This window comes from Proteus vulgaris, assembly GCF_011045815.1.
Classification (GTDB): domain Bacteria; phylum Pseudomonadota; class Gammaproteobacteria; order Enterobacterales; family Enterobacteriaceae; genus Proteus; species Proteus vulgaris_B.
The window spans coordinates 1,834,675-1,860,896 of sequence record NZ_CP047344.1; the positions used below are offsets into that span (position 1 = coordinate 1,834,675).

The following is a 26,222-nucleotide window of genomic DNA, read 5'->3' on the forward strand; positions in this document are numbered from 1 at the left end:
GTTATATCCTTTGGTTAAACGGGTAGGGGCTAGAAGGGTATAGGATCATCCCAATCTTGAGGGGGTTCATTTTGTGGCGCTTGCGGTTGATGTGCTGATTGCTGTGGCTTCTGGCTTCCTGCCTTATTTCCACTGTTACCGCCAAAATCTAATTGGTTAACGATAATTACTGGTGCTGATTTTTTCTCACCACTCTGGCTTGTCCATTCTTCCATGACGAATTCACCAGTAACTGTAACCTTTATTCCCTTGGTTAGATGCGGAGGTAGCTTTTCAGCTTTAGAGCCAAACATCTTACAGATAACCCAAGATACTTTTTCGTGTTCTCCGTAACCTTGTTTCACTGGCAAACTAAAAGATGCAACCGCTTTACCATTTGGTGTCCATCGTTGTTCGCAATCTTTACCTAAGTTTCCACTTGCCGTTATTGTGTTAATTGCCATATGCACTCCATTGATTGCCAAACTGAATGCCTAACTTGTTTAATCCATGATCCATTGCTTCGATAAACTCAGGCACTAATTCGTCGAATTCTTTCATCATTTTTTCGTCACGCTCAACAGGGAAATATGCTATTTCTTTTCCTGCCGGCATTCGTGGGTCAAAATTTGCAAAATGCCAGATATCCTTACCTGTAACCCACATGGAATATTGAACTTGAGCCACATATTCCTTTTTCATTGCATCGATTCCGTTCAATGCTAAGTCAATAAATACGTCCGTGTTGTTCGGGCATTTAAGCTCTAATCCTGAGCCATCACTGCAAATGCCGTCTGGTGAGCAAGCTATCCGTAGTTGATCATCTTTGAATATTATTGGCACTTCCTTTGCCGTTAATCCGGTGTAAAACTCGAATGTCATCCTTGCTTCTAATTCGTAGTTTTTACCCCATTCCAGCGTCCTTGCTGATACCTCCTTGTAAATTCCCGTGCAGACTTCACCAATAAGGGTGTTTAAATATGTTTTCTTTGTGTCTGTCCATTTTGTTCCTGATCTTGGCTTAGAGATAACTTTCCATGCCTCAGAGGCAGTTACTACGCCAAGCCTGATAGACATCCATTCTTCGCTTCCTTGCTCTATCTTGGTTAAATCGATGCCTGTTTTGCTTAGAATGATGTCATTACTAATCATTTTCCTTCTGCCTTTTTCCTTAGCATGTCGATAATGGTATTGGCTTCAAATGCGGTTAATTGCTCTGGATTGGATATTTGATGGTTGAATTTTTTACTAATGAATGTGAAAAAAGCATCACTCCATTCGCCGTTAACTTTAAGCATCAAGTCCGTGATAGCTTTTAGTTGATCCTCGCTTGCTGGCGTTATGTCCTTTGCTTTATTTGCTGGCACATCAAAATCATTACCTTCACCTGCTTCGGTGTTCACATAATCAATGGCTTGATCTAACCTTTCACGACGAGGCCAGTATTTGCTTGCTCTTTTCACAATTGTTTTACGAGCCATCTCATCCCACCATGTTTTCCATGGGCCATTCCTTGATTTGCTCGTAGCCTCAACAGCCTTTATCTCATCCAGCCTCATCTCTTCCGTGAGATAGTCCCCACTTGCTGTTTTCACTGTGCAATAACCACCAATAACACTACCTCTATCACTGAATGCGTTATATTTGTGGGTTGGAGGGGTATCTAGACCATTGGATTCATAAACGTCATTCTCATGTACTAACTTGCATTGACCCCATTCGATAGCTTGAGTGGCTTGAGCTAAGTGCATAAGTCCCATGTAGCTAATATCAAGACACACGAATCCATTACGAGGAACTAAGTACGCCAACTTACTTGCCGGATTTAATGTAATTCCAATGGCAGCCACATTAATAATTGCATTCTGTGCACTTGCAGGATTTTCTATTGCCACTTTTGCTAGACTGTCATTCCGTTGAAACGCTTGGATTGCGAACTGACTTTCCTTGGCCCATGTGATCGTTTGATCTGTCAGTGCGTTACAAAATAATGGTTCCTGTTGTTGCACAAACTCAATAATTGACGTGCTCACAATACCTCCTTATCTATCCCAATCTGAATAGCTGTTCTAATTCCGTCTAAAACCGCATCCAGCGCTTGGGGGCTAATTTCAAATACGGGATTTAATTTCCTTGCTAAATCCATGCACAGTAGTTCTTCTGGTAGGCTATCCATAACCTCATCAACTGATATTTTCTCTTCCTGAGAATTAACAAGCGCTTCTCGTTCCATTTGGCGTTCGTACCAGTCGTTTCTGAGTCCGTATGTATTCGTTAACATAGAGCCTCCTTAGATAAACGCGCGCTCCTTGCGTGTGTTAATTTCATGCTGAATGAGGCTTGTGCGCTCCATAGACACTTTCATTTTCCATTGAAAAACTAAGTCGTCGATTTGCTCATTTGTCATTTCAGACTCTCGTAGTAGAGCGAATATCTGATGTTTTACGTGTTTCTGCTTTGCGTTCATGCCGTACTCCGTATGCTGTTTTTAATGTTTCGTTTGCTTCGCGCCATCCATTCTCATCCGTGAGAAATAGAGCAATTCCAGCTTTACTTTGGGCTACACGTAATTTGTATTTATCAATATTCATGCTTACCTCTGGATGTGCGAAATCTGCGCTAATCTTGCGATAGCGATAGGGTGGTTATCTGGTGTTGGTGCGGTGGGTTATTGCTGACCGATGGCTTTTGCGATTGCTTGTCTGGCTTTTTCTTCTACGTCAATTGCATGACCAAGATAAAAGCCATCTGCTAGTACTTCTACGCCAATATTATTTGCAACTTCAATGTGTTTAGCCATTGATTGCTGTATTGATTGCAAAGCCTCTAATAACTCTGGTGCCGATGCGATTAAACCGGCATCTCCTTCTTTAATTTCAGTGAGAAATGATGCGACAACGTTATGATTATCATCAATCAAAAGAGAGTTTTTAATTACCCCACCCCTTAAATGCCAAGGCGCTGGACTATGCTTAAACTCCATACATCACCCCCTAGCCTTTAACATTGCATCTGCCATTTGATATGCTTCTTTGGCAAACTCATTCATGTAACGCTCATCGAATCCAATGCATCCATAATCAAAATGCGTAATTAATGATTGCATAGCCGCTTTCGCGAAATAATCCCTGATAGTCGCATCACTCGCCATTTCTACGCGAATAGATGCATATTCATATTTCTCTGTCATACTCCCTCCGTTATTAACTAAACACGATGCTATTTGGTTTCGCATTTCACGCCACAGAAAGGGCAGAATGAGAACGTAACAGGGAAATCCTGCTTTGTTAGGCGGGCTTTCGGCGTGCCGTCCTTTTTGATTTCTTGATAACTGGCGTTGTATTCAATGAAATAATTAACTGACATGACGCCGCCAGACATAAATAATCCTGATTGTTTCCAGCCAGAATACTGTAGGCTTGCACCTTCTGGTAGTTTCGCTTTAATGCGACTTTCCATGTCATCGCCTAATTTCGTAAAGCAATCACACATATCTCTATCTCCTATCTATTAATCAACTAGTAAATGCCACCGACTACCAAATCGAACTCACGTTTAGTAATTGCAGGTTGAAGGCAATTAGCAAAAAGAATCTCATTGCTATCTAGAGCCTTAACAAATCGCCAACCTCTAAATAACCGTCCAGTTGCCACTTTATCCATGTATTCAGGAAAGCAACCGATGCTATCCCTGAGAAATTCAAGAGCTTCCATTCTCTCGGCTATTTCATTTTTCATGCGTTCAATTTGATATTCGGTCATATTTACCTCCTATTAATCAACTCACCACAGCCCACTGAATGGACTGGGATTAGTTAACTAATTCTTACTCCGCCGTGCTTTTCAATCAAAGCAATAACAACCTCTTTTGGAACGTATAGATAAACCGTTTCTGTAAAACAATCATCACATTCTGCATAGGCGTTTATTAGTTGGTCAGGTTCAGATGGGAATCCAAGTTCATAGCTGTCATAAAGATCATAAGACGGTAGATCTTCACGAGGTGAACAGTAGTGTCCATAACTTGCTTGAATACTTACATAATATCCATCATTGCAGTGAACCCGCTTACATAGAAACCCATCAGTTCTACTGCTATTCATAAATTCAAATAACGTCATATCTACCCCCTCGCCGTCACCCCGAACTCACTGTTCGGCTGTTTTGTTTTAACTCCTGAAAATACTGCTACATTAGGTAAGCAACAGTTATCTACCGATGGTTTGAATTTAGGTTCAATATTTCTAGTAACTGGTATGTGACTTAGTGACAGTGTTTTTTCTACTGATGTAAGTCTTTTCTCTTGAGGGAATACTGATTCTAATTTCAATTCAATATTCTTTTTTGCAATAGCTTCTGCTTTCCGTCTGGCGTGACGTCTATTTGCAGATGCTCCACGTAAAAACTCAGGCTTGCGTGATTTTTTAACTGTAATAGTTGCCATATATCCTCCAAACAGTTGGCTTTGGTGATTGGTGGTAGGTAATTACTTCCTACTTGCGTGATGGGATTTGAACCCATAACCCCAGCTTTATGGCCTCGCTCTACCGTTGAGCTACACGCATTCACCAATCCCAAAACCTTCTGAGAAGGTTGACGCTTTATCAGCGTCACCGTTCTGATGACTAATACACAGCTCGCCATCATCGTTGTTAAAGAACATCAACGTGCTGTGTTCCGTTGATGGATAGTATATTCACAAATTGTGATTTTAATGTCAACCACAAAATGTGTTTATTTGTTTGTTTTTAAATTAAACTGATGATTTGAAATATAAAATAAATGATAAATAAACACGAAATGTGTTGTTGGTCACATAAGGTTGGAATGCAGATCACTTCTTTGGAGGGGAGAGGGCACAAAAAAGCCCTCGCTGGGAGGGCTGGGGTAGGTTATTTTTTTGGTTTTAAGTTTAAAGGTGTGTCATAAAAATCAATGAAAGGTATATTCACATTTGGGTAGCCAGATATTGCAATTATATTCTCTAGGTATAACTTTATGTATGGGTAAGCTAGACTTGGTGCTTTTATTTTCACTAAATCAGAATCTAATATATCTGGGGTTATCTCTTCATCCGTTGCAAAATCGAACTCATAATATATTGATACTCTTATTATATCTCTAATCGTTAAGGTTACTGGATACTTAATTCTAAAGAGTTTTTTATTTTGCGAGTTTGCAAAAATGTCACTACCAATATTTATATTAACTTGGCTATCTTGCTCTATTTCACCTTTCAATAGCTCAGTAAACTCTAACTTTGTTACCTTTTTTGCAATTATGGTTACATTCATATTAATGATACTCAGCTTTTTCGTTGTATTGATTGCTTTCACTAGATGAATAAAGTACGAACCAGCCACTAGAATCAGTTGTTGTTGGTATTTTCTCTAATAAGTTGGATTTTATATTAAGTGGTTTTAGAGATACCACTGACTCTATTTTAATGCCTTTTTTTCGACATAAAATATCAAATGAGTCTACACTATCAATAGACAATCTAATTAGGCTATCCATTGCAGCTGACTGAATAACATCATCGTTTTCGTATTTTGTAAAAGAGTTAGGCCCTCCACCAAATATAATAGATGCTTGTTGCTGTGTAATACCTAAAATTTTGCGGATTTTTTTTAATTCATCACCAGTTAATAGCCCATCAACTGTTTTATGAAAAGCAGTTACTGATCTTTTGTTAAATTTTGCATCATCTTCACTAGCGATCTCGGAATCACACTCATCACATACGGAGTACTTGGTAGCCAGCATCTTCTTGGTGTTTTTATACTTAAACTCTACAAGTTCAGATTCTGAATGAAGGTGCCCCTCACCACATACTGGGCAAATCTTATTTTTCATACTTACCTCAACTCGATAAATGACAGGAAATCGTTAGCAAGATCGAGCCACTCTTTCCTATGCAGAACTTCACAAAATACTCATCAATAACGTTTTTAAACTGGTATTCTGACCATCTGCTTTTCTTGTATACATATGAATCACATGCAAAAAGATTTCCGTTAGGCTTATCAGTACACCATTCAGAGTCCTTGTATCGACCAAGAGATACAGCCTCCTTAACTAGATTAAGTAGATCATCACAATCAAAAAGAAGGTTTGCTATATCATTTTTACACTTTCTAGTTCTGGGTATTGCTTGGACTGCGGATATAATCTGCTCTTCTGCGTATAGCGGCCCACCAGATATCTTCCTTTGGTCACCATCGATTGGAGGGTCGTTTGTATACTGACTTAAAATCTTTCTATTTACCATTATGGTAACTTTCCTATCTTTCTGTCAATAAGAATACAGTTTATATTGTCAACCACACCCTAAAATGTGTCGTCAGGCCATTGTGACTTGATTACCTTACCTATGATTGTGCAGTTCCCGTTAATAGGGATCAGGTCATAGCGTGGGTTTAATGGCTCTAGATACTCAATCCCACCGTCTCTAATCAATCGTTTGAATGTGAATTCATCATTTAGCAAACGAGCAACACAGAAATCTCCGAACTCTACTTCTTCCTCAGGATCAACCAAAATAAGCATTCCTTCAGGAAAACTTGGCTTACCTCCTGGTGGTGCTGTCATTGATTGACCTTCAACCTCTAACCAGAAAGCGCGCTCACTGGCTTTCTTAGCCGTAGGAATCCACGACACAGCATCTTTCTGAGTGTATGAGTTAAATTCTGTTGAGAAAGCTCCAGCTTGCACCTTCGTGAATAGAGGGTATTCGTAATTTTTGATCACTTGGTCACTTTGACTGCCAAACATTAATTCAGCTGGCGATATACCAAGGGCTTCACTTATAACAATTGCATCATCAGCGCTAATCTTACGCTCTCCAAGCTCATAGTTTCCTATTCTGGACGCAGCAGAGTAGCCACACAATTTAGCTAATTGAGCTTGACTTAGTCCTCTTGATTCACGAATGGATTTTAACCTTTCGCCAATAACTTCATTTACTTTTTTCATGTATACCTTTTAACACAAACCGTGATAAATGTATTTAAACGTTTTGTGATTGACAGTTAATCACATATTGTGTGTAATAGTGGAATAAACAAGGAGGATACACACATGAATAACATCGCAGAACAGCGAAAAAAACTGGGAATTTCTCAAGCTGTTTTAGCTTCATCAATAGGATGGGGTCAGTCACGAATTGCTAACTATGAGTTAAGCATTAGAACTCCTAGCTTAAATGACTGCCGAGCCATTGTTGAAGCATTACAAAAATTAGGGGCAAACTGTTCTTTAGATGACGTTTTCCCTCCAAAAGTAGCTTGATTTCACCACGTTCTTTAACAACCGCAGGGTTCTTGACTGCTACGGAGTCGCTGATAAAGCGACAGATTTACCCACCAAACAAACAATCCGCTCATATGGAATGAGCCACGGATCATTACTGCTGTTCCCAATATGGGAAGTAATCTAAGAAGGAATTTAACAAATGGAACTATCAAACGAACGCAAATTTCGAGAAATCGAATCAAAAATCATGAAAGGGATACTTGTTACTGGCGCTAGAGAAGTAGCGAAAAGAACGGGTATTCACGAATCACAAATATCTCGCTGGCAATCTCAACAATCTAAAACGCAATTAAGCTTCATACAACGTTGTGCAAGGCTTTTAGTTGCTATTGGGTATGAGACACCAGATGACACAGTGATATTGCAAGGTGATGAGGCTAGAGCGTTAATTCAGATGCTTGAGCATGTCAAAGCACCAAAAAGAAAAACCTCAACCACGGCGAATGGTGAGGCTTCTCAACAAATGGACTTAACCATTTAACTTAACAAATACACTGTATCAATAACCAGTATTAAAGGGAAGATGATTTTGAGCTTTCCTTTTGCTGATACAGCTAATTAATGGAGTAATTATATATGGATGAAGAGTTTTTAATAATGGAACCAGCCCCTCAGCTCTATTACCCGTATCTAGCAAACGAAGAGATTATAACTAAAGGGAAGTTACCAAGTGACTATTCTGTCGGTGGTTGGATCTATGTAATGAGCAATAAAAGCATGCCAAATATATACAAAATAGGTATGACGACAACCACGCCAGAAAGGAGAGCAAAGGAATTATATTCATCATCAGGCGTGCCGACACCATTTAAGGTTGAGTTGGCGTATTACTCACGCTCACCAAGAGAAGATGAAAGTAGAGTTCATCGAATTTTATCTGAATTTCGAGTGAACGAAGCTAGAGAGTTTTTTGAAACATCACTAGAAAAAATCAAATGGGCATGCAATGAACTAGACCTTGAGTGTCGAGAGCGTGACTTATCTGAAATAGCAGTTATGACAAATGTTATATGCACTGATAAAGCTGAGGAGTTGAATATTGAAGATATTTTTGAGCAGGAAGGAATTTACTACTTTGGCGATAAAAATGCGATAGCAGAAACAATGATAAGAATGGCGGTGCGTCTCATGTTAAAGGCAACTGGATTTTCATTTTATATAAATGATGGAGAAATCAGCCTGATAGAGAGAGCTGATGAACAATATTTCAGAAGCGCTGAGAACAGGCCTCAGCGTGAGATACCAGATTTTATTAAGGAGCTAATAAATGGCCAGAGCAAGAAATATTAAACCAGGCTTTTTTACTAATGATGACCTTGCTGAATGTGATCCATTTGCACGAATCCTATTCGTTGGTTTATGGACTATTGCAGATAGAGAAGGTCGCTTAGAAGATAAGCCACGCAAAATTAAAGCAATGGTTTTGCCATACGATGATGTTGACTGTGAAAAATTACTCGCACAGTTGCACAGTAAAAACTTTATTACCAGATATGCAGTAGATGGAAATGAGTTTATCCAGATTAATAACTGGAAGAAACATCAGAACCCTCACGTAAAAGAAGCGGCTAGTGAAATACCAGAAAAAGTAATGCAACCTACTGAAAACAAAGGAGCACCAGAAAAGCACCATACAAGTACAGTGCAGGAACCAGAAGAGCATACAACAAATCCTGCTGATTCCCTTAACCTGATTCCTGATTCCCTTAACCTGATTCCTGATTCCCTTAACCTGATTCCTAATAACACCCAAGCCGAAAACACGGCTTGCCCTAGTGAGCCAGAAAATCAATCTGCAAGTATTCACCAAATGTCGAGCAAGTACGCATTCGAAGGAGAAGTGATCCGCTTAAACCACAAAGACTTTGCTGAATGGCAATCGTTGTATTCAAACATCGACTTGGTGCATGAGCTAAAACGACTAGATATCGAGTTCAGATCCGCTAAGCCTAAAAACTGGTTTATCACTGCAAGTCAGAAGTTAAATTACCAAAACAAAAACTCTGGTAATTCATGGAAAGCCACACCACCTAAGCGAGCTGTAAACGAGAATTTTGCATCCAAGGACTACGGTAAAACGGATGCGCCAACATGGATGAATTAAATCATGAACCTATCAGACAAAATCGAGCAAATTGAAAGGCAACTTGAAAACCTAAGCAAACCGCCAGCAGAAATACCGAACACCGAAGTAACGATTGTTGAATTAACCTGCCCTAAGCATGGCGCATATCAAGCCAGAACTCGCTCAAGTAAAACCGCGATATCAATTCCATCACGACCAACACCTTGCCCACACTGCCTCATGGAAGAGCTGGAAGCCTTGAAGATAGAGCAACGTGATTATGACATGCGATTCAAGAAGAAACTTACAGAGAAACTCCTTGATGAACTTCATGTTCCAGAGCGCTTTAAATCTTGCACACTGGATAACTACGAGGCTGTGAACAAGGATGCTCAATACAATCTCAATGTCTGCAAAGCCTACGTTAAAAAATGGGAAGATCGCCTAAAAAATGGCGGTGGTTTAGTGATGTGCGGAAAGCCTGGTACGGGTAAAAATCACCTGGCATTAGCAATAGCGAAAAGTGTTGTTGAGGATTATCAAAGTTCTGCGTTGTTCACGACAGCCTTGAGAATTGCAAGAAAATTTAAATCCACTTGGAGTAAGAATTCTACCGAAACAGAGTTCGAGGTTATTCGGATTTACACAAAACCAGATTTGTTAATCATTGATGAAGTTGGTGTGCAATTCGGCACTGAGGCAGAAAAGCTGATCCTGTTTGAAATCATCAACACTCGTTACGAGAAGATGAAGCCAACAATCCTAATTAGCAACCAAACCAGAGAGGAATTAGGCGCATTCATTGGCGAGCGAGTTATTGACAGAATGAATGACGGCGGTGGTTGTACGTTGGCTTTTACATGGGATAGCTATCGAACAAGAAAGCAAGTTGCTTAACACGCAAGAGGATTTTTAGATGAATAAGTCAGACGCAAGGAAGATAGCGCAAACTATCACAAACGAACAACTTAACGATATGTTTGAGAGAGCAAAGACATCTATAACTAACTGGGAAATTAAAAGCAAAGTAAACCCGCAATTCAGCATTGGAGCTACTTGGAATATATTTTATTCCGTTTATAACGCCAATAAATTTCTACATGTGGCAGCTAAAACAAACATGATACGTGAATTTGGTGATTATCTTGACGAAAGCCTGAAACCAGTTAAGAAAAGCAAGCGGGGAATGAGCATTAAAATTCATCACGAGGAGCCTATTTTTACACCAAAAGGAGACATCTAATGCAGGGAACTAATCGATTCAAATGTAGTGAAAAATTGCCTGTTATCGGTGATCCTGTTGTAGCGTTTTTAGACGGAACACCAGTGGTTTTATTTTTAAATCGGGTCAATCTTAATGATGAAATAACGTTATCTCTCCAGTGGGAGGCTACTTATTTACCTAACGAACCCATCCCATTCTTTGATGTTGAATACTGGATGCCTATACCACCAATTCCAGAGGGTGAATGATGATAACAGTAAAAACCAGCGATTTGACAGATGTGGCACTAAATTATGTGGTAGCTCAGATTGATGGATATGAACAAAAATGGCTAATGAAAAACATCAGTGAAATACCAGCATATAGCTGTGATTGGGCATTATGCGGGAAACTGATGGATCAGCATTTAAGATCCATGGGGTGTGTGGTTCATCTAAAGAATAAACCCATTTACAGGGCGTTTGCTAGACGAAAGATTAGTGATGTGGATTTTTGCAATTTGGCATCTGGAAAGGATATCAAGGAAGCGTTCCTGAGGGCGCTTGTAATTGTATCAATCGGTTACGAGGTTCAGATCCCTAAATCATTACAGGAGAGCTAACAGTGAGTGATAAGTTAAAGTGTCGTCGTTGCCGTAAAGTTTCAGAGATGAAGGCGCTTAAGAAAGTACAGAAAAATGACTGTGTTGTTTTAGTGTGTCCTTGCTGTAATTGCAGAAACTTCAACAACGTGTTTCTGGAAAAATGAATAGGAGGTTAACTTGGAAGCAGATTTCCTCTTCCACGAATCAACCAAAACCGCAGCATGGCAACACCTCAAAGAAGTTCTAGCAACAAACAAACCACACCGAATCATTATCAAGCCTTGGAAAAACAAGCGTTCACTATCTCAGAATGCCACTTTTCATATGTGGTGCACAGAGATAAGTAAATACCTATGTAAGAACAACGCCAATTACACGCCAGAAACCGTTAAGGAGATGCTTAAGCATACATTCCTCGGTTATGAGGTGGTCGATATGGTTGACGTTACTACACAGCTTACAGAGCGCGTAAGAACACTTCGGAAAACATCAAAACTTGATACGGGTGAAATGTTCCACTTCATGGAGCAGGTTGAGCGCTGGGCGGTAGGTATAGGTTGTTTCGTGACGATACCTGATAACTCTCAATATATGGAATTAAAAAGGAAACAAAATGAGTAAATACGACAGACCATGTAAAGGCGTAACAATCGATGTGTATGACGTTTTAAAAGCCTTTGAAGTCACTAACCCAGCATTACAGCATTTAATTAAAAAAGCTCTCTGCGCTGGATTGAGGGGACATAAAGACAAAGAACAAGACTTATGTGAAGTGCTGGCATCGGCAAAGCGGGCTATTGAGTTGGAGGCTGGAAGCAATGGCTAAGAGAAATAACGCATTAGAGAACATGAAAAAGTGGATGGAAGTCATTCCTCAATGTTTGCAAACAGAAAGCCAGAAAACCTTTGAAGATGAAGTCGTTAGTCTTGAGTTGGAAATGACTAAAAAGGAGTTTGTGAAAAGAGGTTTTCTACCTCCTGAATTTAAAAGTGAAAGTGAAAAGCGTAGCTGGTTAGAGGCGGTGGTTGAATTGGAACGCATCGATAAAAAATTGAATCGAGCGCAAAAAGAGGTGGAGCGCTTAGAAGAAAGTCGCCGTGAGCACATTAATCGCTACAACTTAAACAGGAGGTGATCATGACTGAAGAACAATACAGGACTTATGCGCGAGTGATAGTGGTTGGTCGTGAATTTATCTCATTTAATCACAACACTATTTCATCTGTTACGGGTTTAACACCCGCAAGAGTCGGAATTATTCTAAGAAAGTTACTTGCATTCCAGTGTGTGGTGCATGTTGAAATAAAGAGCCGTAAACGCACTCGCCCAATCAATAACTACGCGGTAACAGACGATGCTATTACTCGGTTGAGAAATCAATTTGAAAAAGAGCGACTGGCTAACCTTCCACTCTTCCCAAAAGCAAAGAAAGTTGAAGCAAAGAAGCCTAGAAAAGTGCTGGATGATTTTATGTGTGGATTGTCATTTGTCGATAAAGCCAACGTCTCAGGTATGGGTAATCCGATGTTGATGAAGTTTGATTCTTTATTGAGCGGAGTGAGAGTGTGAGTGAAGAACGCAACGGAATTTACCTCCGAATCAATGGGGATCAGTATCGGCATATTTGGGTGGTTGGCGATATTCATGGATGCTTCAATCTATTAAAAAGGAACATGCATCGAGTTGATTTTGATAAAGAAAAAGATTTATTAATCTCAGTTGGCGACCTAATTGACCGTGGGGACCAAAACGTTGAATGCCTAGACTTGATTAATGAGAAATGGTTTAGAGCTGTACGTGGCAATCATGAGCAAATGGCTATTGACGCTTTGTTTAATGGGGAGCCTTCACATAACTGGCTCTATAACGGCGGTGATTGGTTTTTCATGCAGGACTACGATAGTGAAGTTTTATCCCGAGCCTGTTTAGCTAAAGCTGAGCAACTACCGCTAATAATCGAAGTAAATACAGATGGAAAAAAGACAGTCATTGCACATGCTGATTACCCATCCGATGAATACGAGTTCGGCAAGCCAGTAGATGAGCAGTATGTCATTTGGAGTCGTGAGCGTATTGGTGACGATAACGTCCGTGAGATTAAAGGCGCTGACCTATTTCTATTTGGGCATACACCAATGATTAAAGGTATCGAAAAGCGCGCTAATCAGGAATACATCGATACTGGGGCAGCGTTTGGTTATGGGCTAACTATGAGGCAAATCAAATGAACTGCATGTCATGCAATAGACCGCTAACAGATGAAGAAATTTATGTGTGTAGCAAGTGTGCTGATGAATACGCTCATTTGGAAGTGATGGATAAAATCAAAGGAGAGGGAGATGGCGAACTTACGCAAAGAAGCTCGAGGTCGTGAATGCCAAATTAGAATACCTGGAGTGTGTAACGGCAATTCTGAAACTGTCGTCTTAGCTCATTATCGAATGTCTGGCATTTGTGGTACCGGAATAAAACCTAATGATATTTTTGGTGCTTGGGCATGTAGTGCTTGTCACGATGAATCAGATAGACGTACTCACTACGTCGATGCTGAATACGCAAAGCAATGTCATTTAGAAGGCGTTATTCGCACTCAGGATATTCTCATCAAGGAGGGTAAGATTAAGGTATGAACGAGTATCACTTAAAATTACCGTGGCCACCGAGCAATAATACGTACTGGAGGCATTGTAGAGGACGCCATTATATCTCATCCAAAGGCACTAACTATCGAAAGCAAGTAACAGATTACATCAAGCAACATAACCTAGACGTCAAAACCACTTCCCGCATCAAAATAGTCATCATAGCAAATCCCCCAGATAAACGACAAAGAGACCTTGATAACTTGCCTAAAGCAGTTTTCGATTCGTTAACTCATGCCGAATTTTGGGTGGATGATAGCCAGATTGATGATATGCGGATCCGTCGAGGTGAAAAGGTTACTCATGGCTCATTAGATATCACGATATGGGAGATAGATGATGTTCACTGACTTAATCGCAGCTATTGAAGAAGCTAGATATTTAAAATCCAAATCAGGCGGTCGAGTTAACTTCTGTGTAATCCAGATTGCTGAATGCATGGAAGTATTATGCGGGCTGATGGATGGTGTCAGGGTTTTATATACAACTGCAAATGATGACTATCACACAGTGTTACCGGAGGCGAGATGAGTTATATCGGAGAGCAGGAATTAACAGATGAACAGTTTAGCTGGCTAGATGGTTGGTTGGAGCTTTGGGGGGCTTGGGTTCAATCGGGTCGGTCTGGACGCATGATAAACATGATTTATAAGTTTATGAAAACGGTCGAGCCGAATGCAGCGCCATCAAGACCTATGTGCAATGACGATGAAGGAATGTTGATTTCTCAGGTCGTAGATTCAGTCATCGCCACTGACACACAGGCTTATGGAATATTACTAAGTTATTACGCTCATGGTTCATCTAAGCTGTCGATTGCATCTTACTATCACCGAGTTGCAAAACCACGCAAAATGCAAACCAAGGGTGGCAATAGATTTAAAAAGCCATCACTTGGAACTTGCAGAAATGATGTTGATGCAAAACTCAAGGCTGCTCAGTGGTTATTGTACGAACCTCTTCGAAATGCAATGAATAATCGAAAACGTGTAGCTAAAGTTAAGAAAATAACTGAACTTTGCTATTGACTTATAATATCAAATTAGCAATACTAATCAGGTAAGTTGCTTTACGTGACTCTTAAGTTTACTTACCTCATTCAAGACCTCGCTTCGGCGGGGTTTTTTGTTATCTGAAACCTGTAAGCAGTCGTTACAAGTTCAACTCTCCGGAATTTCCGGATAGTTCACATGTTCGGTTATTCCGAACAACTCATTTTAAAGATCGCTTAGGCGGCCTTTTTTCGTATATGCCGACCACAGAATCAATCACAACACCTCACGTTCACACAAGAGCTGTGAGTCGGCGTTCTATTAACTTTAATTACGGAACACTCCGCAGGGGTGTGAGTATGCGCATGCCTGAAAAAAATACAGAATTCTGGGTGCAAATCTGGGGCTGGATAACAATAAATGCGCCACTTATCGCTGGCGTTTTGTTAGCCGGAATGACTGCTTTTACCAGGGAGAAAAGAGAAGGTTCGGGATGGAAGGCATCTCTAGCTGAGGCGGCTATATGTGCCTTTATCAGTATTGGCATTATTACTGCTTTGGAGTATGCCAAATTACCTATCAGTTTAGCCCAGTTTTTTGGTGTGTTTATTGGCTTCTTAGGTACTAAGAAAATCGGCGCAATCGTGGAAGCGGTAATGTCGTTCTTCAAAAACAAATTCGGAGTTAACAAATGACACTCGGTGAGAAACAACGCAAGTTCACTCGTATGATTGCGGACTTAATTATCTTTGCTTATGACAACGGATATGAGCTGACATTCTCGGAAGCATACCGAACGCCAGAGCAGGCACAGTTAAATGCCAAATCAGGTGCGGGTATTAAAAACAGCGTACACACACAACGCCTAGCTGTGGATTTCAACCTATTTAAAGATGGCAAATATCTAACTGCATCAAGTGACCATAAATTGCTTGGTGAACATTGGGAATCTATCGGCGGTACATGGGGTGGTCGATTCAATGACGGTAATCACTACTCGTTAGAGCACAATGGCGTTAAGTGATATGGGGATAATAACAAAAGAGCTTTTAAAGCTGCTGGCAAAGTATTTTGTTGCATTTATCCCCCTGTTGGTGATTTTGTTTTTTGTTCATCAAAACTCAAATCTAAAGAGAGATATTGACGAGTTGGAAAAAGATAAGTCATCACTCACCGAGCAACTCTCACGCCAAAACTCAATCACAGAAAACGCCAACCGAACATTCAGGATTATCAACAATGTCTCATCACTTAATAGCGAAGAGCGGAATAGGTCAGCCGTGGATTCTGAAAAAGTTAAAACGGTTATCAAAACTGTTCTTGTCAATAATGATTGTGTCAATACTGCTATTCCTAATGACGCTCTTATCAGGATGCACGACTATTCAGAAAGAATACGTGCCAGTGGAACACATAGCGATACCAGCACACATAACCGCTGATTGTCTATTGCCATACATACCCGAACAAATGACATGGGGAGAATCGTTAATGTTAAACATCTCCCTGTTATCGGTTATTGAGCAATGTAACTCAGACAAGAAGGCAATACGGGAAATTGAACAACAACGACAGGTGATGAAATGAGAAGTGATTTATTTCTGTTAGTGTTCTCTGGGAAAAGAGCTATAGCAGTTTTATTTGGTGCTCTTTTGGTTGTTGCTTCCCAATACTTATTTCCTGAACACTATTTGTTATTTACTGCACTCTCATCATTTATGAGTGGATTCTATATTTCAACAAGACCAGTATAACCATAGAAAAATAAACAACCACAAGAACAACAACGAGCCTCGCAATAGCGGGGCTTTTTAATGGAGAAATATCATGGCAGTACAAGGCTTCGATAACCCAACTCAATTCCGTGAAGAGCTGGATAAAAGCATTCCAAAAGAATAAAAAAGCCCAGCACGGGAGGCTGGGCAATACTAACAATATATCAATCAAAGTGTAGCGATAGCTACTTAGTATAGCTTAAGTAAATATATATATCAGCAATTAGATAAGTCGTTTATCCATTAAGGAGAGTGATCATATCTTGACTGCTAGGAACAGACTAGAAGCGACCTGATTAACGTAGTGATACGTGATGATGGTTGCGGAAAATCTAGTCCATAATAGCGCCTGTGGTTAATTGGCGGAGTTTATGAGAGAGTATAAGCTTATCTTATAAATATGGGCGGTTAATGATGATAGAGGTAAATTACTTAGCTACAAATGATTCTGACGTTCCAGATGGCGTTAATGGCATTATTTTATCAAAGGACTATGAGTCATTTTCAGACTTTGATAAGCCAGAGTGCGAAGATAGTTTAATTTTACAGCATGGCAAGAGTGAAGGTGACACATCTATATGGGAAGTGAGGGAAGTACGTAGAATCATATTAAAAAATAGAGATGTTTATATGATTTATTGTTTTATGAACAAATAAAACGACTAACTAAGCACCAAACCAAGCCACCTTCGGGTGGTTTTTTATTACCTAAAGAAAGGCAATTTATGACTACTGAACTAACAGCAAAAGAGAAAATCCGCTTAGGCTTACTTAAGCTAACCAGTAACAACACCACAGCAACAGCACGAGCTATTAAGCTAATTAAAGACGACCAATTGGAGCATGAATTATTCTGCCAACTTTGGTCAGCTCAAATGGACAATGGGGATACGGTAACGAAAGTTGATTCCGTCTATCAGCGAGTGCAGGAAACAAAGAAAACGTTATTCAACGATGAAGCAGCGGAATAACCAATCACAAAGCCAGTTCGAGTGAGCCGGCTTTTTAATTTGTTATGAGGATATATTATGGCTAAAAGACCAGATTGGGAGGCTATTGAGTCGGCTTACCGAGCTGGCGTGATGTCACTCCGAGAAATTGCTTCACAGCATGGAATATCTGAAGGAGCTATACGTAAAAGAGCAAAGAAGGATGATTGGTCGCGAGACCTTAACGCAAAAATAAAGTCCCGTGCAGATGATTTGGTACGCAAAGAAGAAGTACGCAAGCAGGTACGCAGCGAAACAGTGCTTTCAGAACGCGTACTTATTGAGGCGACTGCTGAAGTCATTGCTAATGTTCGCATGGAACACAGGGGCGATATTCGCAGGGCTAGGAAGTTAACCAATAACTTATTTGATGAGCTATCTGCTGAATGTGCTGATGTACCAGCTTTAAGTAAATTGGGCGATCTAATGTTTAATCCTGACGATAACGGACGCGATAAACTCAATGAGATTTATCATTCAATCATATCCCTCCCTGAGCGCGTTAAGTCAGCCAAAGCATTAAGTGAAACACTTAAAAACTTGGTTGGACTTGAGCGTCAAGCTTACGGTCTTGATGATGTTCAGCCGAATAAGACAGCTAGCCAACTATCAGATTTAATGGACGACTTATCTAAGGAATAATCATGAAGCCAGAACATCTTGCATTATTAAGAGATAAGCTCTGGCGATTGAATCATCTCTACTGGATCACCAATAAAGAAGGTAAGCCGGTTCGATTTAAAATGACGCCTGAGCAACTTGAATACTTTGAAGGGATGCACACGCGAAACATTATCCTTAAAGCCCGTCAGCTTGGCTTCACTACTGAGGTCTGCATTATCCAGCTAGACGCAGCGTTATTTGAGGCGGCTAAATGTGCATTGATAGCCCACACGCTCAACGATGCTAAGCGACTGTTCAGGGAAAAGATAAAGTATGCCTATGACAAGCTACCCGATGAAATCAAAGCGGCTAACCCAGCGAGTAATGATGCGGCTGGTGAGTTGGTGTTTAGCAAAGGTGGATCACTTTATATCAGCACGTCATTTCGTGGCGGTACACTCCGTTATTTGCACGTTTCTGAGTTCGGTAAGATATGTGCTAAGTATCCAGATAAGGCTCGTGAAATTGTCACTGGTGCTTTTGAAGCGGTATCAAGTGATTGTTTCACGACGATTGAAAGCACAGCGGAAGGTCGAGCAGGTTATTTCTTCGATTACTGTCAATCCGCTGAGAAAGCACAAATTCAGAATAAGACTCTCTCTAACCTAGACTGGAAGTTCTTTTTCTTCTCATGGTGGAAGAATCCTGAATACTCCATTGACCCCGTTGAGCAATTACCACAGCGGTTAGTCGATTACTTCGATGAGATATCAAGTAAGCATGGTGTTCAATTAAACGAGCGCCAGAAAGCATGGTATTACGCCAAAGAGAAAACACTTGGCGACGATATGAAGCGGGAATATCCGTCAATACCGTCTGAAGCATTTCAGCAATCTATTGAAGGCGCTTACTACGCCAAGCAATTCCGCTTCCTGTACGAAAATAAACGCATTGGTACACTTCCTGATAACTCGCATTTACCGGTTCATACGTACTGGGATATCGGTGTGGGTGACTCAACATCAATTTGGTTTATTCGTGAGGTTGGTGAGGAATTCCATGTCATAGACCATTACTCAAATAGTGGTGAGGGTCTACGGCATTACATGAAAGTGTTAAAAGACAAAGGCTACACCTACGCAAGCCATAATGGACCGCATGATATTGATAACCGTGAGTTTGGTTCAGATGCGAAATCACGTAGAGAACTGGCTAGAGAGGGTTATGAAATTGACGGTGAAAACTATTCAATGCGATTTGACGTAGTGCCGAAACTTTCCATTGATGAGGGTATCGAGGCGGTTCGTGAAATTCTTCCACTCTGTGTTTTTGATGAGCACAAATGTAGCGAAGGTATTGCTCACCTTGAGGGCTACCGCAAAGAGTGGGATGACAAACGGGGCTGTTGGAAAGATAAACCACTTCACGATTACACGTCACATGATGCTGACGGATTTAGGTATTTTGCAGTGAGCAGAAGAAATACTAAACGGTTGACTAAGAAAATAGAATTTAACTGGAATTAACATGAATACAAACGTTGATTATAAGCATCCAGCTTACAATGAGTTTTTGCCTGAATGGGACATGATCGGCGATTGTGTTGATGGCGAGCGAGTTGTTAAAAGCAAAAAAGAGAAATACCTCCCTCATCCAGCAGATAAAAAAGACATGGATGATAAAGATAACGAACGTTATAAGCGTTATTTATCTAGAGCATCTTTCTTTAATGCTACTGGAAGGACACTTAGCGGTTTACTTGGTATTGCGTTTAGTAAGCCAGTAAAGATTAGTGTTAGCGGTGGTGTCGAGTATTTAGAAGCTGACATAGACGGTCAAGGCCAGCCACTAACCCAAATGATAAGGGATGCTTTATCGCAAAACTTACAACGTGGCCGAGCTGGTCTATTAAGTGATTTTAGCGGTTCAGGTATTCAGTCAGAAGCTAATAAGGGACGCCCTTATGTTCGATTGTTCACAGCAAAAGAAATCATCAACTGGCGCGTAACGAATGGGAAAACATCCCTCGTTGTCCTCAAATATCAAGAGCCAGTAGATACAGATGATTTTGAACTGCAAATGCAGAATATCTGGATTGAATTAAGGCTTATTAACGATGTGGCTCATTCTCGCCGTTGGTATGAAGATGGAGACGTAAAGGTTACAGATTGGGTTATATTGAGTGATGCGAGCGGGAAATCGTTGAGCGAATTGCCATGGTCATGGATTGGCTCAATGAATAATGATCACACCCCCGATGCCCCTCCTCTTGCAGATATTGCTTACTTAAATATCAAACATTATCAAGCTGAGGCTGATATCTCAGAGTCTGCACACACTGTCGGTCAGCCGATGGTTGCATTAACGGGGCTTACAGACGATTGGGTTAAAAACTATATGTCTGATGGATTTACTGTTGGCTCCCGTAAAGGGGTATTGCTACCACAAGGTGGTGACATGAAGTTTGCACAGCCCGAAGATAGAAATATTCAAATCACCTTGGCTGAACGTAGAGAGAAGCAAATGGCAATGCTAGGCGCTAAGTTAGTCGAACGTGGGACGTCGGCAAGAACGGCTACTCAGGCGCAGGATGAGGCGCAAACTGATAACTCAGTCCTTTCATTGAGTGCAGGTAATGTTGAGCAAGCATTTAACCGAGCACTTAATTTTTGCATTCAGTTTGCGGGCGGCGGCGAGGCGTCAATACAACTGAATAAAGTTTATGATATCGCTAAGCTAGATTCACCAACGATTACAGCGTTATTGGCCGCACTACAATCAGGCTCTATGAGATTGATTGATTTTGTTAAGTATCTGCAAAGTATCAACATCATTCCTCAAGATGAAAAAGCAGAGGATGTTGTTGATGAACTGGAGGTAACTAGAGGGGCAAATATGTTGGGAGTGTAACTATGCAGCCGAGCATTATCCTTGATAACGCACTAATGATACAGGTCATGCTGGAAAGGTTGAAGTCATCAACAGCAGATACTCGTGATTTAGTGTTAGATATTCGTGTCGCTGTGGCATCTGCGCTATCTGCCTTCTCTGGTGATATTTCATCAATAAGCAAAGCAAAATCAATCTCTCTGGCATTAAAAAAAACACTCAGGCCAGTTCTCTTTGGTTATTCTCAAAAATTGCTTGATGAAGCCATCAGTGTTGCCATTGTTATGGCTGATGCCGAATATCGAGGTTTTAACTCATTTCTCGAAGGTATTAAGCCTGCAGACCATGAAAAAGTGCGTAGAGATGTGCAAAACATACCTATGGGTTTGGCTGGATGGAGTGGCTCACTATTCCTAGCTAAGTTTATTGAATCTTGGGCTGATACATCCGTTCAGCAGGTGGAAAATCAGGCATTGATATCTCTGTCATCTAGTGGTGATGTGTCTGATCTGCAATCAACAATTAACGGAACATCAGTTGAGCCTCTAATCATCGCATTGTCGGTAGTCGGTAGGATTGCTAGGGGCTTTCAGATGATATCCAGAACCTCTTTACAGCATGCGCACAGTATAGGGGCAGTGGATTTCTACAAAGAGAATCCTGATCTGATTAAGTATGAAGAATTCAGCGCAATACTGGACAATAAAACTTCATCAGTCTGCAGATCATTATCCGGTAATCGTTATCCACTAGGAGAAGGCCCTAAACCTCCTCTTCATCCCAATTGCCGTAGTCGATTACTTCCAGTTTTAGATGAGAAATACATAAGCTTAATTACAACAGATTATGTTGGTAATTCTGAATGGGGGGAAGAGTCTTATTACGAGTGGCTTTATCGCCAGCCAGCAAATAGGCAGGACATTGTACTTGGTAAGACAAGGGCGCAGTTGTTTCGTGATGGTGGATTACCACCTGATAAATTCGCAAAATTACAGCTCGATAAATACTTTAAGCCAATAACGCTTAAGGAACTTAAACGGATCATACCTGAGGCTTTTAATAAAGCAGGTATCGAACTCAAATGACCCACTTCGGTGGGTTTTTTATTATCAGCAGTTAGAGACTGCACCATCTAAACCAGAGGTTTTACGATGTTTAAATATTTATTAACGAAAGAAGAATTTGACGCATTAACCGATGAGCAAAAGGCTTTTTACAAAGAGTCTGGTGGTAATTACCAACTTCAAATCGAAGGTATGCCAGAAATTCCAGATGTGTCAGGGCTTCAAAAAAAGGTTGATGAATTACTTTCTGAGAAAAAATCAGAGCAGGAGAAGCGCCGACAGGCCGAAGAGGCTGCAAAAAAAGCAGCAGAAGATCAGGCGCGTAAAAATGGCGATATCGAATCATTAGAAAAAAGTTGGGCTGAAAAGTTAAAAGCACGTGAAAGCGAGCTATTAGCACAGTTGCAGGAGAAAGACACAAGCCTACATACACTATTGGTTGATAACGTCGCACAAACGCTGGCTACAAAACTTGCGGGTGACGCTGCGCCGTTAATTATGCCACACATTAAATCTCGATTATCAGTGGAGGAAGGTAAAACACGAGTGGTTGACGCTGCTGGCCATCCTTCTGCATTTACCATTGATGATTTAGAAAAAGAATTTCGTAGTAATCAGTTATTTGCTCCAGTAATTATCGGTAGCAAAGCCACCGGAACCGGAGGGGAAGGCGGCGGTAAAGGGAAGTCACCAGCCGGAGGCAGTGATAAACCCAAAAGCACGAATCCATTAGTGGATAGTGCACGTGAAATCATTGCTAATATCCAAGAGGATTAATTTATATGTCTTTATATATTTTTCAAAAACAAGTATCTCTAGCAGCAACAGAACTGGTTGCTCAGGCTGTCCGTCAATTTAACGAAGCATCTGGCGGTGCTTTAGTTATTGGTGATGGTGATCATATCGGTGACTACATTGAACAAACATCATGGCAGTTACTTGGTGGGTTGGCTCAGCGACGTAATGCATATGGCTCAGGCAATTTAACGCCACAAGAATTGGGGCAAATCCTTGACCGTATGATTAAGGTTGATGGTCGTATCGGCCCTGTATCTGTTACCCCAACGATGATGAAGCGACTAGGTAAAGATGTCTCAGAAGCGGCCGCGGTAGTTGCTGCTCAATCAGCAGAAGCCATGTTGCAAGATTACCTTAATACTTCTGGCGCAGCATTGAAAGCAGCTATTTCTGGTAATACAACGGCAGTTACTGTTGGCGGAGAAACACCATCATTAAGAGGTTTGAATAAGGCCACACGTCCATTCGGTGATGCTTATTCACGCATTATCGCTTGGTTAATGGATGGTGCAACGTTCAACGACTTTATGGATGAGACACTAACCAACGCGAATAACCTGTTCCAAATTGGTAACGTTGCTATTAAACAAGATAACCTTGGTCGTCGTTTTGTTATCTCTGATATTCCCGCTTTATCAGATGCAGATAAACAGCATTCGTTAGGTTTGGTTACTGGCGCTGCAGCAATTCAAACATCGCCACTAATCATGAAGGCTCAGGATGTGTTAGGCCAAGAAAATATTAAGGCACTAATGCAAGGTGAGTATGACTTTACTGTTGGTCTACGTGGTTATCAGTGGAGTAAAGATAGTATCAAATCACCCACTAACGCACAGATTGAAACAGTAGCTAACTGGAAGCAAATTGCTACTGATATTAAAGATACTGCTGGCGTTATGGTTTCATTTGGCAAAGATACTAGCGTTGGTGGGTAATGCGAGGGGCGGTAGCCCCCTTATTTATCCATAAGGAGTGATCATGTCTATTGCGATTACGGGTGAGCAAGTTAATGAGCAATTAGAGGTGATGGGGTTTGAGGCAACAAGCCTTGTTATAAGCTCTGCCATATCTATTGTGGACACTATTGATAATTGCCTTGATAACGCAGGATATTCAGATGCGGTAGTTACCTTAATCAAGCTGTATTCGGTTATCCTCATATTATCATCTGCTGATGTTAGAAAAATATCCTCAGAACATGCACCTTCTGGCGCTTCTGTTTCATATCAGTATTTTGCTGATGGTAGAAAAACATTATTAAAAACGCTGTCTTCTCTGGATCCCTCTGGATGTACCGATAGCTTACCTATTGAACGACCTGTTGGCATTGTTCAGTTTGATGTGGTTCGGGGGTGATATGGGGAAAATCCTGCGACGATTTTGCAAGGGGTGGGCAACCATTTGGAAAATTACAGGTAAAGATGGTTACGGTAAACCCATATTTTCAGAGCCAATTCATATCCGATGTGATTACGGAAGTAGTTTTAAAGATGGTAGAAAAACCATTGGCACTGAAATAATCATTAAGAATGTTATTTGGACTGAGTATAGCGAAGCAACTCAAGAAGACTATATCGCCATTGGCAAACATGAAGATAGAGATCCATTTTTGCATGGTGCTAGTAGGATTAAGTCTATCGATAGAGACCGAGATATTAATGGTGGTCTAGATGATTACACATTAACGACGGCGGTATAACTATGGGGGCAAAAGTAAAAGGAATAGGTAATGCGATATCTAACTTAAACTCTCTGGTTGGAAGTATAGCATCAAAAAAGATAGCTCGAGCCATGCATAGAGCGCTAGATATTGGCGGTAGGCAAGCTGCTGTATACACGCCAATTGACACTAAAACGCTCATTAACTCACAATTTAGAGATGTAAAAGTAAAAGGCACACTATTTACTGGTCGCGTTGGTTATTCTGCTTCGTATGCTGTTTTCGTTCATGATCCTAGTGTTAAACAAACTTTCCGCAGACCTACTGCTAAGAAAGAATTCCTCCTGAAAGGATTTGAGGAAACGAAGCAAATGATTGATCAGGCTGTTGCTGAGGAATTTAAAATATGACGACCTTTGAGAGACTGAAAAACTATTTTTCTGAATCAGGGTTATCAGATGGTTTCATTCAGCAGGATTATATTTGGAATGAAAAAGAAGGTAATGATTCAGATTCATATATCGTATTTCAGCAACCCAATGGAACTGGACGTATTGATGATTTAAGTGGTGATGATTTCTTTACCATTTCACTCATATCTGGCAAGGCGTGGATTGAGTTTATTGTTCAGAGAGCTAACGAAATACTAGAGTATGTAAGGTGTCACTCTAGAAGCCATAACATTGGCTTTATTATCAATACATCTGGTTTTGTTAATCCAATTCAAACGACAGAAGGTAGGTTTATCATTCCGCTTTCTTTCCGCTGTACATCTTAAATTAAACACATCTCAACAGGTCGCTTATGCGGCCTTTTTTATTTGCAAATAAAGAGGTTATAACATGTCACAATGTCCTGACAAAAAAGGGTTGGTGATGGGTAATGCGGGAATTATCCGTATTGCAAAAGGATGCCCTGACCAAGTACCAGCACAAGATCAGTTCTTACGCTTAGGTGCATTAACAAGCAAGTCATTCGATTTTGGTATGGAGACGGTAACGTCTAATGCTGATGATATCAAAGGGTTAACAGAATCAATCGTCACTGGTGCTGACTTCACCATTAGTTTTGATGGGGAATTGAAGAAGGCTGGTGTAACCGGATCTACTTCTGCTTTCGATATTGCGAAAGAAATCCTTGATGAAATTAAAGCTGGTCGCCAGCCAGATTACTGGGTTCAGCTTGATATGAAAGGTGATGGTTCTGATGTTGTTCAGGGCTATATGTTATTCACATCATGGTCAATGGAGTTTCCAACAAAAGAAATTTCCACTTATTCAGGTGAGTTGAAAGTTGCTGATGCAGAAACGGTTGAATGGCTACAAGAAGAAATCGTTGTTGAAAGTATTGCTGTCGAGCCAGCCACTCTGTCTGTAAAAGTGGGTGAAACTAAGACATTTACTGTCAAATTTACCCCAACAGATGCGACTAACAAAAACTACACCGCTGTAAGCGATAAGCCGAATTTTGCAACAGTTACCCAGCTTGTTAATGTGGTCACTGTGCGTGGTGTTGCTGAAGGTACTGCAAATATCACTGTCACATCCGAAGATGGTAGCAAGACAGCAAAATGCGTGGTCACTGTTACCGCTGCTTAATATTACAAAGGGTGCTTTCGAGTGCCCTTGATAATATTCAGGAGGG

At 40.7% G+C, this 26,222-nt stretch carries 47 protein-coding genes and 1 tRNA gene; 33 read left to right on the forward strand and 15 right to left on the reverse strand.

Annotated elements, in window-relative coordinates:
- Positions 1–29 precede the first annotated feature (29 nt).
- The 15 genes from GTH24_RS08655 to GTH24_RS08725 all read right to left on the reverse strand — a co-directional run bounded on the left by GTH24_RS08655 (position 30) and on the right by GTH24_RS08725 (position 6,953).
- The gene (locus tag GTH24_RS08655) at positions 30–443 is read right to left on the reverse strand and encodes a single-stranded DNA-binding protein (RefSeq protein ID WP_164526238.1); all 414 of its coding nucleotides are present in this window, start codon (positions 441–443) and stop codon (positions 30–32) included.
- Positions 433–1,131 carry a lambda exonuclease family protein gene (locus tag GTH24_RS08660; RefSeq protein ID WP_164526239.1) on the reverse strand — a complete coding sequence of 233 codons (699 nt, stop codon included), beginning with the start codon at positions 1,129–1,131 and terminating at the stop codon, positions 433–435. The genes GTH24_RS08655 and GTH24_RS08660 overlap by 11 nt, the downstream gene beginning before the upstream one ends.
- Positions 1,128–2,012 carry a RecT family recombinase gene (locus GTH24_RS08665; protein ID WP_164526240.1) on the reverse strand — a complete coding sequence of 295 codons (885 nt, stop codon included), beginning with the start codon at positions 2,010–2,012 and terminating at the stop codon, positions 1,128–1,130. The genes GTH24_RS08660 and GTH24_RS08665 overlap by 4 nt, the downstream gene beginning before the upstream one ends.
- On the reverse strand, positions 2,009–2,260 hold the full coding sequence (locus tag GTH24_RS08670) for a hypothetical protein (protein ID WP_164526241.1): 252 nt from the start codon (positions 2,258–2,260) through the stop codon (positions 2,009–2,011). Before GTH24_RS08670 ends, GTH24_RS08665 begins: the two co-directional genes overlap by 4 nt.
- 127 nt (positions 2,261–2,387) lie before the next feature.
- On the reverse strand, positions 2,388–2,570 hold the full coding sequence (locus tag GTH24_RS08675) for a host cell division inhibitory peptide Kil (RefSeq protein ID WP_164526242.1): 183 nt from the start codon (positions 2,568–2,570) through the stop codon (positions 2,388–2,390).
- A 77-nt stretch (positions 2,571–2,647) separates the two neighbouring features.
- Complete coding sequence (locus GTH24_RS08680) at positions 2,648–2,962, reverse strand: hypothetical protein (protein ID WP_164526243.1); 315 nt, start codon at positions 2,960–2,962, stop codon at positions 2,648–2,650.
- A 3-nt stretch (positions 2,963–2,965) separates the two neighbouring features.
- Positions 2,966–3,169, reverse strand: coding sequence for a hypothetical protein (locus tag GTH24_RS08685; protein ID WP_164526244.1), 204 nt, complete (start codon positions 3,167–3,169; stop codon positions 2,966–2,968).
- Positions 3,170–3,198: 29 nt separating this feature from the next.
- Complete coding sequence (locus tag GTH24_RS08690) at positions 3,199–3,438, reverse strand: hypothetical protein (RefSeq protein WP_164526245.1); 240 nt, start codon at positions 3,436–3,438, stop codon at positions 3,199–3,201.
- 59 nt (positions 3,439–3,497) lie between these two features.
- The gene (locus tag GTH24_RS08695; RefSeq protein ID WP_164526246.1) at positions 3,498–3,740 is read right to left on the reverse strand and encodes a hypothetical protein; all 243 of its coding nucleotides are present in this window, start codon (positions 3,738–3,740) and stop codon (positions 3,498–3,500) included.
- Positions 3,741–3,793: 53 nt separating this feature from the next.
- On the reverse strand, positions 3,794–4,099 hold the full coding sequence (locus tag GTH24_RS08700) for a hypothetical protein (RefSeq protein WP_164526247.1): 306 nt from the start codon (positions 4,097–4,099) through the stop codon (positions 3,794–3,796).
- Positions 4,100–4,101: 2 nt separating this feature from the next.
- On the reverse strand, positions 4,102–4,422 hold the full coding sequence (locus GTH24_RS08705; RefSeq protein WP_164526248.1) for a hypothetical protein: 321 nt from the start codon (positions 4,420–4,422) through the stop codon (positions 4,102–4,104).
- Positions 4,423–4,477: 55 nt separating this feature from the next.
- Positions 4,478–4,543, reverse strand: a tRNA-Tyr gene (locus GTH24_RS08710).
- Between the two features lie 327 nt (positions 4,544–4,870).
- Positions 4,871–5,272, reverse strand: a complete 402-nt coding sequence (locus tag GTH24_RS08715) for a protein-export chaperone SecB (RefSeq protein WP_164526249.1) — start codon at positions 5,270–5,272, stop codon at positions 4,871–4,873.
- A gap of 1 nt (position 5,273) precedes the next feature.
- Positions 5,274–5,834, reverse strand: coding sequence for a type II toxin-antitoxin system MqsA family antitoxin (locus GTH24_RS08720; protein WP_164526250.1), 561 nt, complete (start codon positions 5,832–5,834; stop codon positions 5,274–5,276).
- Between the two features lie 474 nt (positions 5,835–6,308).
- Positions 6,309–6,953 (reverse strand): LexA family protein, encoded by a 645-nt coding sequence (locus GTH24_RS08725; RefSeq protein WP_164526251.1) that lies wholly within the window; start codon positions 6,951–6,953, stop codon positions 6,309–6,311.
- A 105-nt stretch (positions 6,954–7,058) separates the two neighbouring features.
- Here GTH24_RS08725 and GTH24_RS08730 point away from each other — a divergent pair, with 105 nt between their 5' ends.
- From GTH24_RS08730 to GTH24_RS08890, 33 genes are all read left to right on the forward strand, one after another.
- Entirely contained in the window at positions 7,059–7,268 is a 210-nt protein-coding gene (locus tag GTH24_RS08730) for a helix-turn-helix transcriptional regulator (protein ID WP_161769910.1), read from the forward strand.
- A gap of 163 nt (positions 7,269–7,431) precedes the next feature.
- A complete protein-coding gene (locus GTH24_RS08735) occupies positions 7,432–7,773 on the forward strand; it encodes a CII family transcriptional regulator (RefSeq protein WP_036935825.1) in 342 nt (113 codons plus the stop codon).
- Between the two features lie 95 nt (positions 7,774–7,868).
- The gene (locus GTH24_RS08740) at positions 7,869–8,582 is read left to right on the forward strand and encodes a GIY-YIG nuclease family protein (protein WP_164526252.1); all 714 of its coding nucleotides are present in this window, start codon (positions 7,869–7,871) and stop codon (positions 8,580–8,582) included.
- Complete coding sequence (locus tag GTH24_RS08745; protein ID WP_164526253.1) at positions 8,560–9,396, forward strand: hypothetical protein; 837 nt, start codon at positions 8,560–8,562, stop codon at positions 9,394–9,396. Before GTH24_RS08740 ends, GTH24_RS08745 begins: the two co-directional genes overlap by 23 nt.
- Before the next feature lie 3 nt (positions 9,397–9,399).
- On the forward strand, positions 9,400–10,254 hold the full coding sequence (locus GTH24_RS08750) for an ATP-binding protein (protein WP_164526254.1): 855 nt from the start codon (positions 9,400–9,402) through the stop codon (positions 10,252–10,254).
- Positions 10,255–10,273: 19 nt separating this feature from the next.
- Complete coding sequence (locus GTH24_RS08755) at positions 10,274–10,600, forward strand: hypothetical protein (RefSeq protein WP_164526255.1); 327 nt, start codon at positions 10,274–10,276, stop codon at positions 10,598–10,600.
- Positions 10,600–10,830 (forward strand): hypothetical protein, encoded by a 231-nt coding sequence (locus tag GTH24_RS08760; protein WP_164526256.1) that lies wholly within the window; start codon positions 10,600–10,602, stop codon positions 10,828–10,830. The genes GTH24_RS08755 and GTH24_RS08760 overlap by 1 nt, the downstream gene beginning before the upstream one ends.
- Positions 10,827–11,183, forward strand: coding sequence for a hypothetical protein (locus GTH24_RS08765; RefSeq protein WP_164526257.1), 357 nt, complete (start codon positions 10,827–10,829; stop codon positions 11,181–11,183). Before GTH24_RS08760 ends, GTH24_RS08765 begins: the two co-directional genes overlap by 4 nt.
- Positions 11,184–11,342: 159 nt before the next feature.
- Positions 11,343–11,786: a YbcN family protein gene (locus GTH24_RS08770; RefSeq protein ID WP_164526258.1), complete on the forward strand. Its 444-nt coding sequence runs from the start codon at positions 11,343–11,345 to the stop codon at positions 11,784–11,786.
- Positions 11,779–11,991, forward strand: coding sequence for a hypothetical protein (locus tag GTH24_RS08775; RefSeq protein WP_164526259.1), 213 nt, complete (start codon positions 11,779–11,781; stop codon positions 11,989–11,991). The genes GTH24_RS08770 and GTH24_RS08775 overlap by 8 nt, the downstream gene beginning before the upstream one ends.
- Positions 11,984–12,301 carry a hypothetical protein gene (locus GTH24_RS08780; protein WP_164525799.1) on the forward strand — a complete coding sequence of 106 codons (318 nt, stop codon included), beginning with the start codon at positions 11,984–11,986 and terminating at the stop codon, positions 12,299–12,301. The genes GTH24_RS08775 and GTH24_RS08780 overlap by 8 nt, the downstream gene beginning before the upstream one ends.
- A gap of 2 nt (positions 12,302–12,303) precedes the next feature.
- Complete coding sequence (locus tag GTH24_RS08785) at positions 12,304–12,735, forward strand: hypothetical protein (RefSeq protein ID WP_164526260.1); 432 nt, start codon at positions 12,304–12,306, stop codon at positions 12,733–12,735.
- Positions 12,732–13,394, forward strand: coding sequence for a metallophosphoesterase (locus tag GTH24_RS08790; protein ID WP_164526261.1), 663 nt, complete (start codon positions 12,732–12,734; stop codon positions 13,392–13,394). The genes GTH24_RS08785 and GTH24_RS08790 overlap by 4 nt, the downstream gene beginning before the upstream one ends.
- Positions 13,395–13,505: 111 nt before the next feature.
- Positions 13,506–13,796 carry a DUF1364 domain-containing protein gene (locus GTH24_RS08795; protein WP_063108505.1) on the forward strand — a complete coding sequence of 97 codons (291 nt, stop codon included), beginning with the start codon at positions 13,506–13,508 and terminating at the stop codon, positions 13,794–13,796.
- Positions 13,793–14,158, forward strand: a complete 366-nt coding sequence (locus tag GTH24_RS08800; protein WP_164526262.1) for a RusA family crossover junction endodeoxyribonuclease — start codon at positions 13,793–13,795, stop codon at positions 14,156–14,158. The genes GTH24_RS08795 and GTH24_RS08800 overlap by 4 nt, the downstream gene beginning before the upstream one ends.
- Before the next feature lie 177 nt (positions 14,159–14,335).
- Positions 14,336–14,836: an antiterminator Q family protein gene (locus tag GTH24_RS08805; RefSeq protein ID WP_164526263.1), complete on the forward strand. Its 501-nt coding sequence runs from the start codon at positions 14,336–14,338 to the stop codon at positions 14,834–14,836.
- A 323-nt stretch (positions 14,837–15,159) separates the two neighbouring features.
- Positions 15,160–15,495, forward strand: a complete 336-nt coding sequence (locus GTH24_RS08810) for a phage holin, lambda family (protein ID WP_164526264.1) — start codon at positions 15,160–15,162, stop codon at positions 15,493–15,495.
- Positions 15,492–15,824, forward strand: coding sequence for a M15 family metallopeptidase (locus GTH24_RS08815; RefSeq protein WP_164526265.1), 333 nt, complete (start codon positions 15,492–15,494; stop codon positions 15,822–15,824). Before GTH24_RS08810 ends, GTH24_RS08815 begins: the two co-directional genes overlap by 4 nt.
- Entirely contained in the window at positions 15,811–16,242 is a 432-nt protein-coding gene (locus tag GTH24_RS08820) for a hypothetical protein (protein ID WP_241254063.1), read from the forward strand. Before GTH24_RS08815 ends, GTH24_RS08820 begins: the two co-directional genes overlap by 14 nt.
- Positions 16,157–16,387: an Rz1-like lysis system protein LysC gene (gene lysC, locus GTH24_RS22455; protein WP_431311719.1), complete on the forward strand. Its 231-nt coding sequence runs from the start codon at positions 16,157–16,159 to the stop codon at positions 16,385–16,387. The genes GTH24_RS08820 and lysC overlap by 86 nt, the downstream gene beginning before the upstream one ends.
- Positions 16,388–16,986: 599 nt before the next feature.
- Positions 16,987–17,232 (forward strand): hypothetical protein, encoded by a 246-nt coding sequence (locus GTH24_RS08830; protein ID WP_164526267.1) that lies wholly within the window; start codon positions 16,987–16,989, stop codon positions 17,230–17,232.
- 68 nt (positions 17,233–17,300) lie between these two features.
- Complete coding sequence (locus GTH24_RS08835) at positions 17,301–17,546, forward strand: DUF2560 family protein (RefSeq protein WP_164526268.1); 246 nt, start codon at positions 17,301–17,303, stop codon at positions 17,544–17,546.
- Positions 17,547–17,603: 57 nt separating this feature from the next.
- Positions 17,604–18,206 carry a hypothetical protein gene (locus GTH24_RS08840; RefSeq protein WP_164526269.1) on the forward strand — a complete coding sequence of 201 codons (603 nt, stop codon included), beginning with the start codon at positions 17,604–17,606 and terminating at the stop codon, positions 18,204–18,206.
- 2 nt (positions 18,207–18,208) lie between these two features.
- Positions 18,209–19,693 carry a terminase gene (locus GTH24_RS08845; RefSeq protein ID WP_164526270.1) on the forward strand — a complete coding sequence of 495 codons (1,485 nt, stop codon included), beginning with the start codon at positions 18,209–18,211 and terminating at the stop codon, positions 19,691–19,693.
- A 1-nt stretch (position 19,694) separates the two neighbouring features.
- Positions 19,695–21,077: a DUF4055 domain-containing protein gene (locus tag GTH24_RS08850; protein WP_164526271.1), complete on the forward strand. Its 1,383-nt coding sequence runs from the start codon at positions 19,695–19,697 to the stop codon at positions 21,075–21,077.
- Positions 21,078–21,079: 2 nt separating this feature from the next.
- Positions 21,080–22,141 (forward strand): phage head morphogenesis protein, encoded by a 1,062-nt coding sequence (locus tag GTH24_RS08855; RefSeq protein ID WP_164526272.1) that lies wholly within the window; start codon positions 21,080–21,082, stop codon positions 22,139–22,141.
- 66 nt (positions 22,142–22,207) lie between these two features.
- Positions 22,208–22,897, forward strand: a complete 690-nt coding sequence (locus tag GTH24_RS08860) for a hypothetical protein (protein WP_036935878.1) — start codon at positions 22,208–22,210, stop codon at positions 22,895–22,897.
- Positions 22,898–22,902: 5 nt separating this feature from the next.
- Positions 22,903–23,853: a major capsid protein gene (locus GTH24_RS08865; RefSeq protein ID WP_036935881.1), complete on the forward strand. Its 951-nt coding sequence runs from the start codon at positions 22,903–22,905 to the stop codon at positions 23,851–23,853.
- 43 nt (positions 23,854–23,896) lie between these two features.
- Entirely contained in the window at positions 23,897–24,274 is a 378-nt protein-coding gene (locus GTH24_RS08870; RefSeq protein WP_036935883.1) for a DUF7370 family protein, read from the forward strand.
- A 1-nt stretch (position 24,275) separates the two neighbouring features.
- A complete protein-coding gene (locus tag GTH24_RS08875; RefSeq protein ID WP_052038475.1) occupies positions 24,276–24,617 on the forward strand; it encodes a hypothetical protein in 342 nt (113 codons plus the stop codon).
- A gap of 2 nt (positions 24,618–24,619) precedes the next feature.
- Entirely contained in the window at positions 24,620–24,988 is a 369-nt protein-coding gene (locus GTH24_RS08880) for a hypothetical protein (protein ID WP_036935884.1), read from the forward strand.
- Positions 24,985–25,356: a phage tail termination protein gene (locus GTH24_RS08885; protein WP_159242355.1), complete on the forward strand. Its 372-nt coding sequence runs from the start codon at positions 24,985–24,987 to the stop codon at positions 25,354–25,356. The genes GTH24_RS08880 and GTH24_RS08885 overlap by 4 nt, the downstream gene beginning before the upstream one ends.
- A 64-nt stretch (positions 25,357–25,420) precedes the next feature.
- Complete coding sequence (locus tag GTH24_RS08890) at positions 25,421–26,176, forward strand: Ig-like domain-containing protein (protein WP_159242354.1); 756 nt, start codon at positions 25,421–25,423, stop codon at positions 26,174–26,176.
- Positions 26,177–26,222 lie beyond the last annotated feature (46 nt).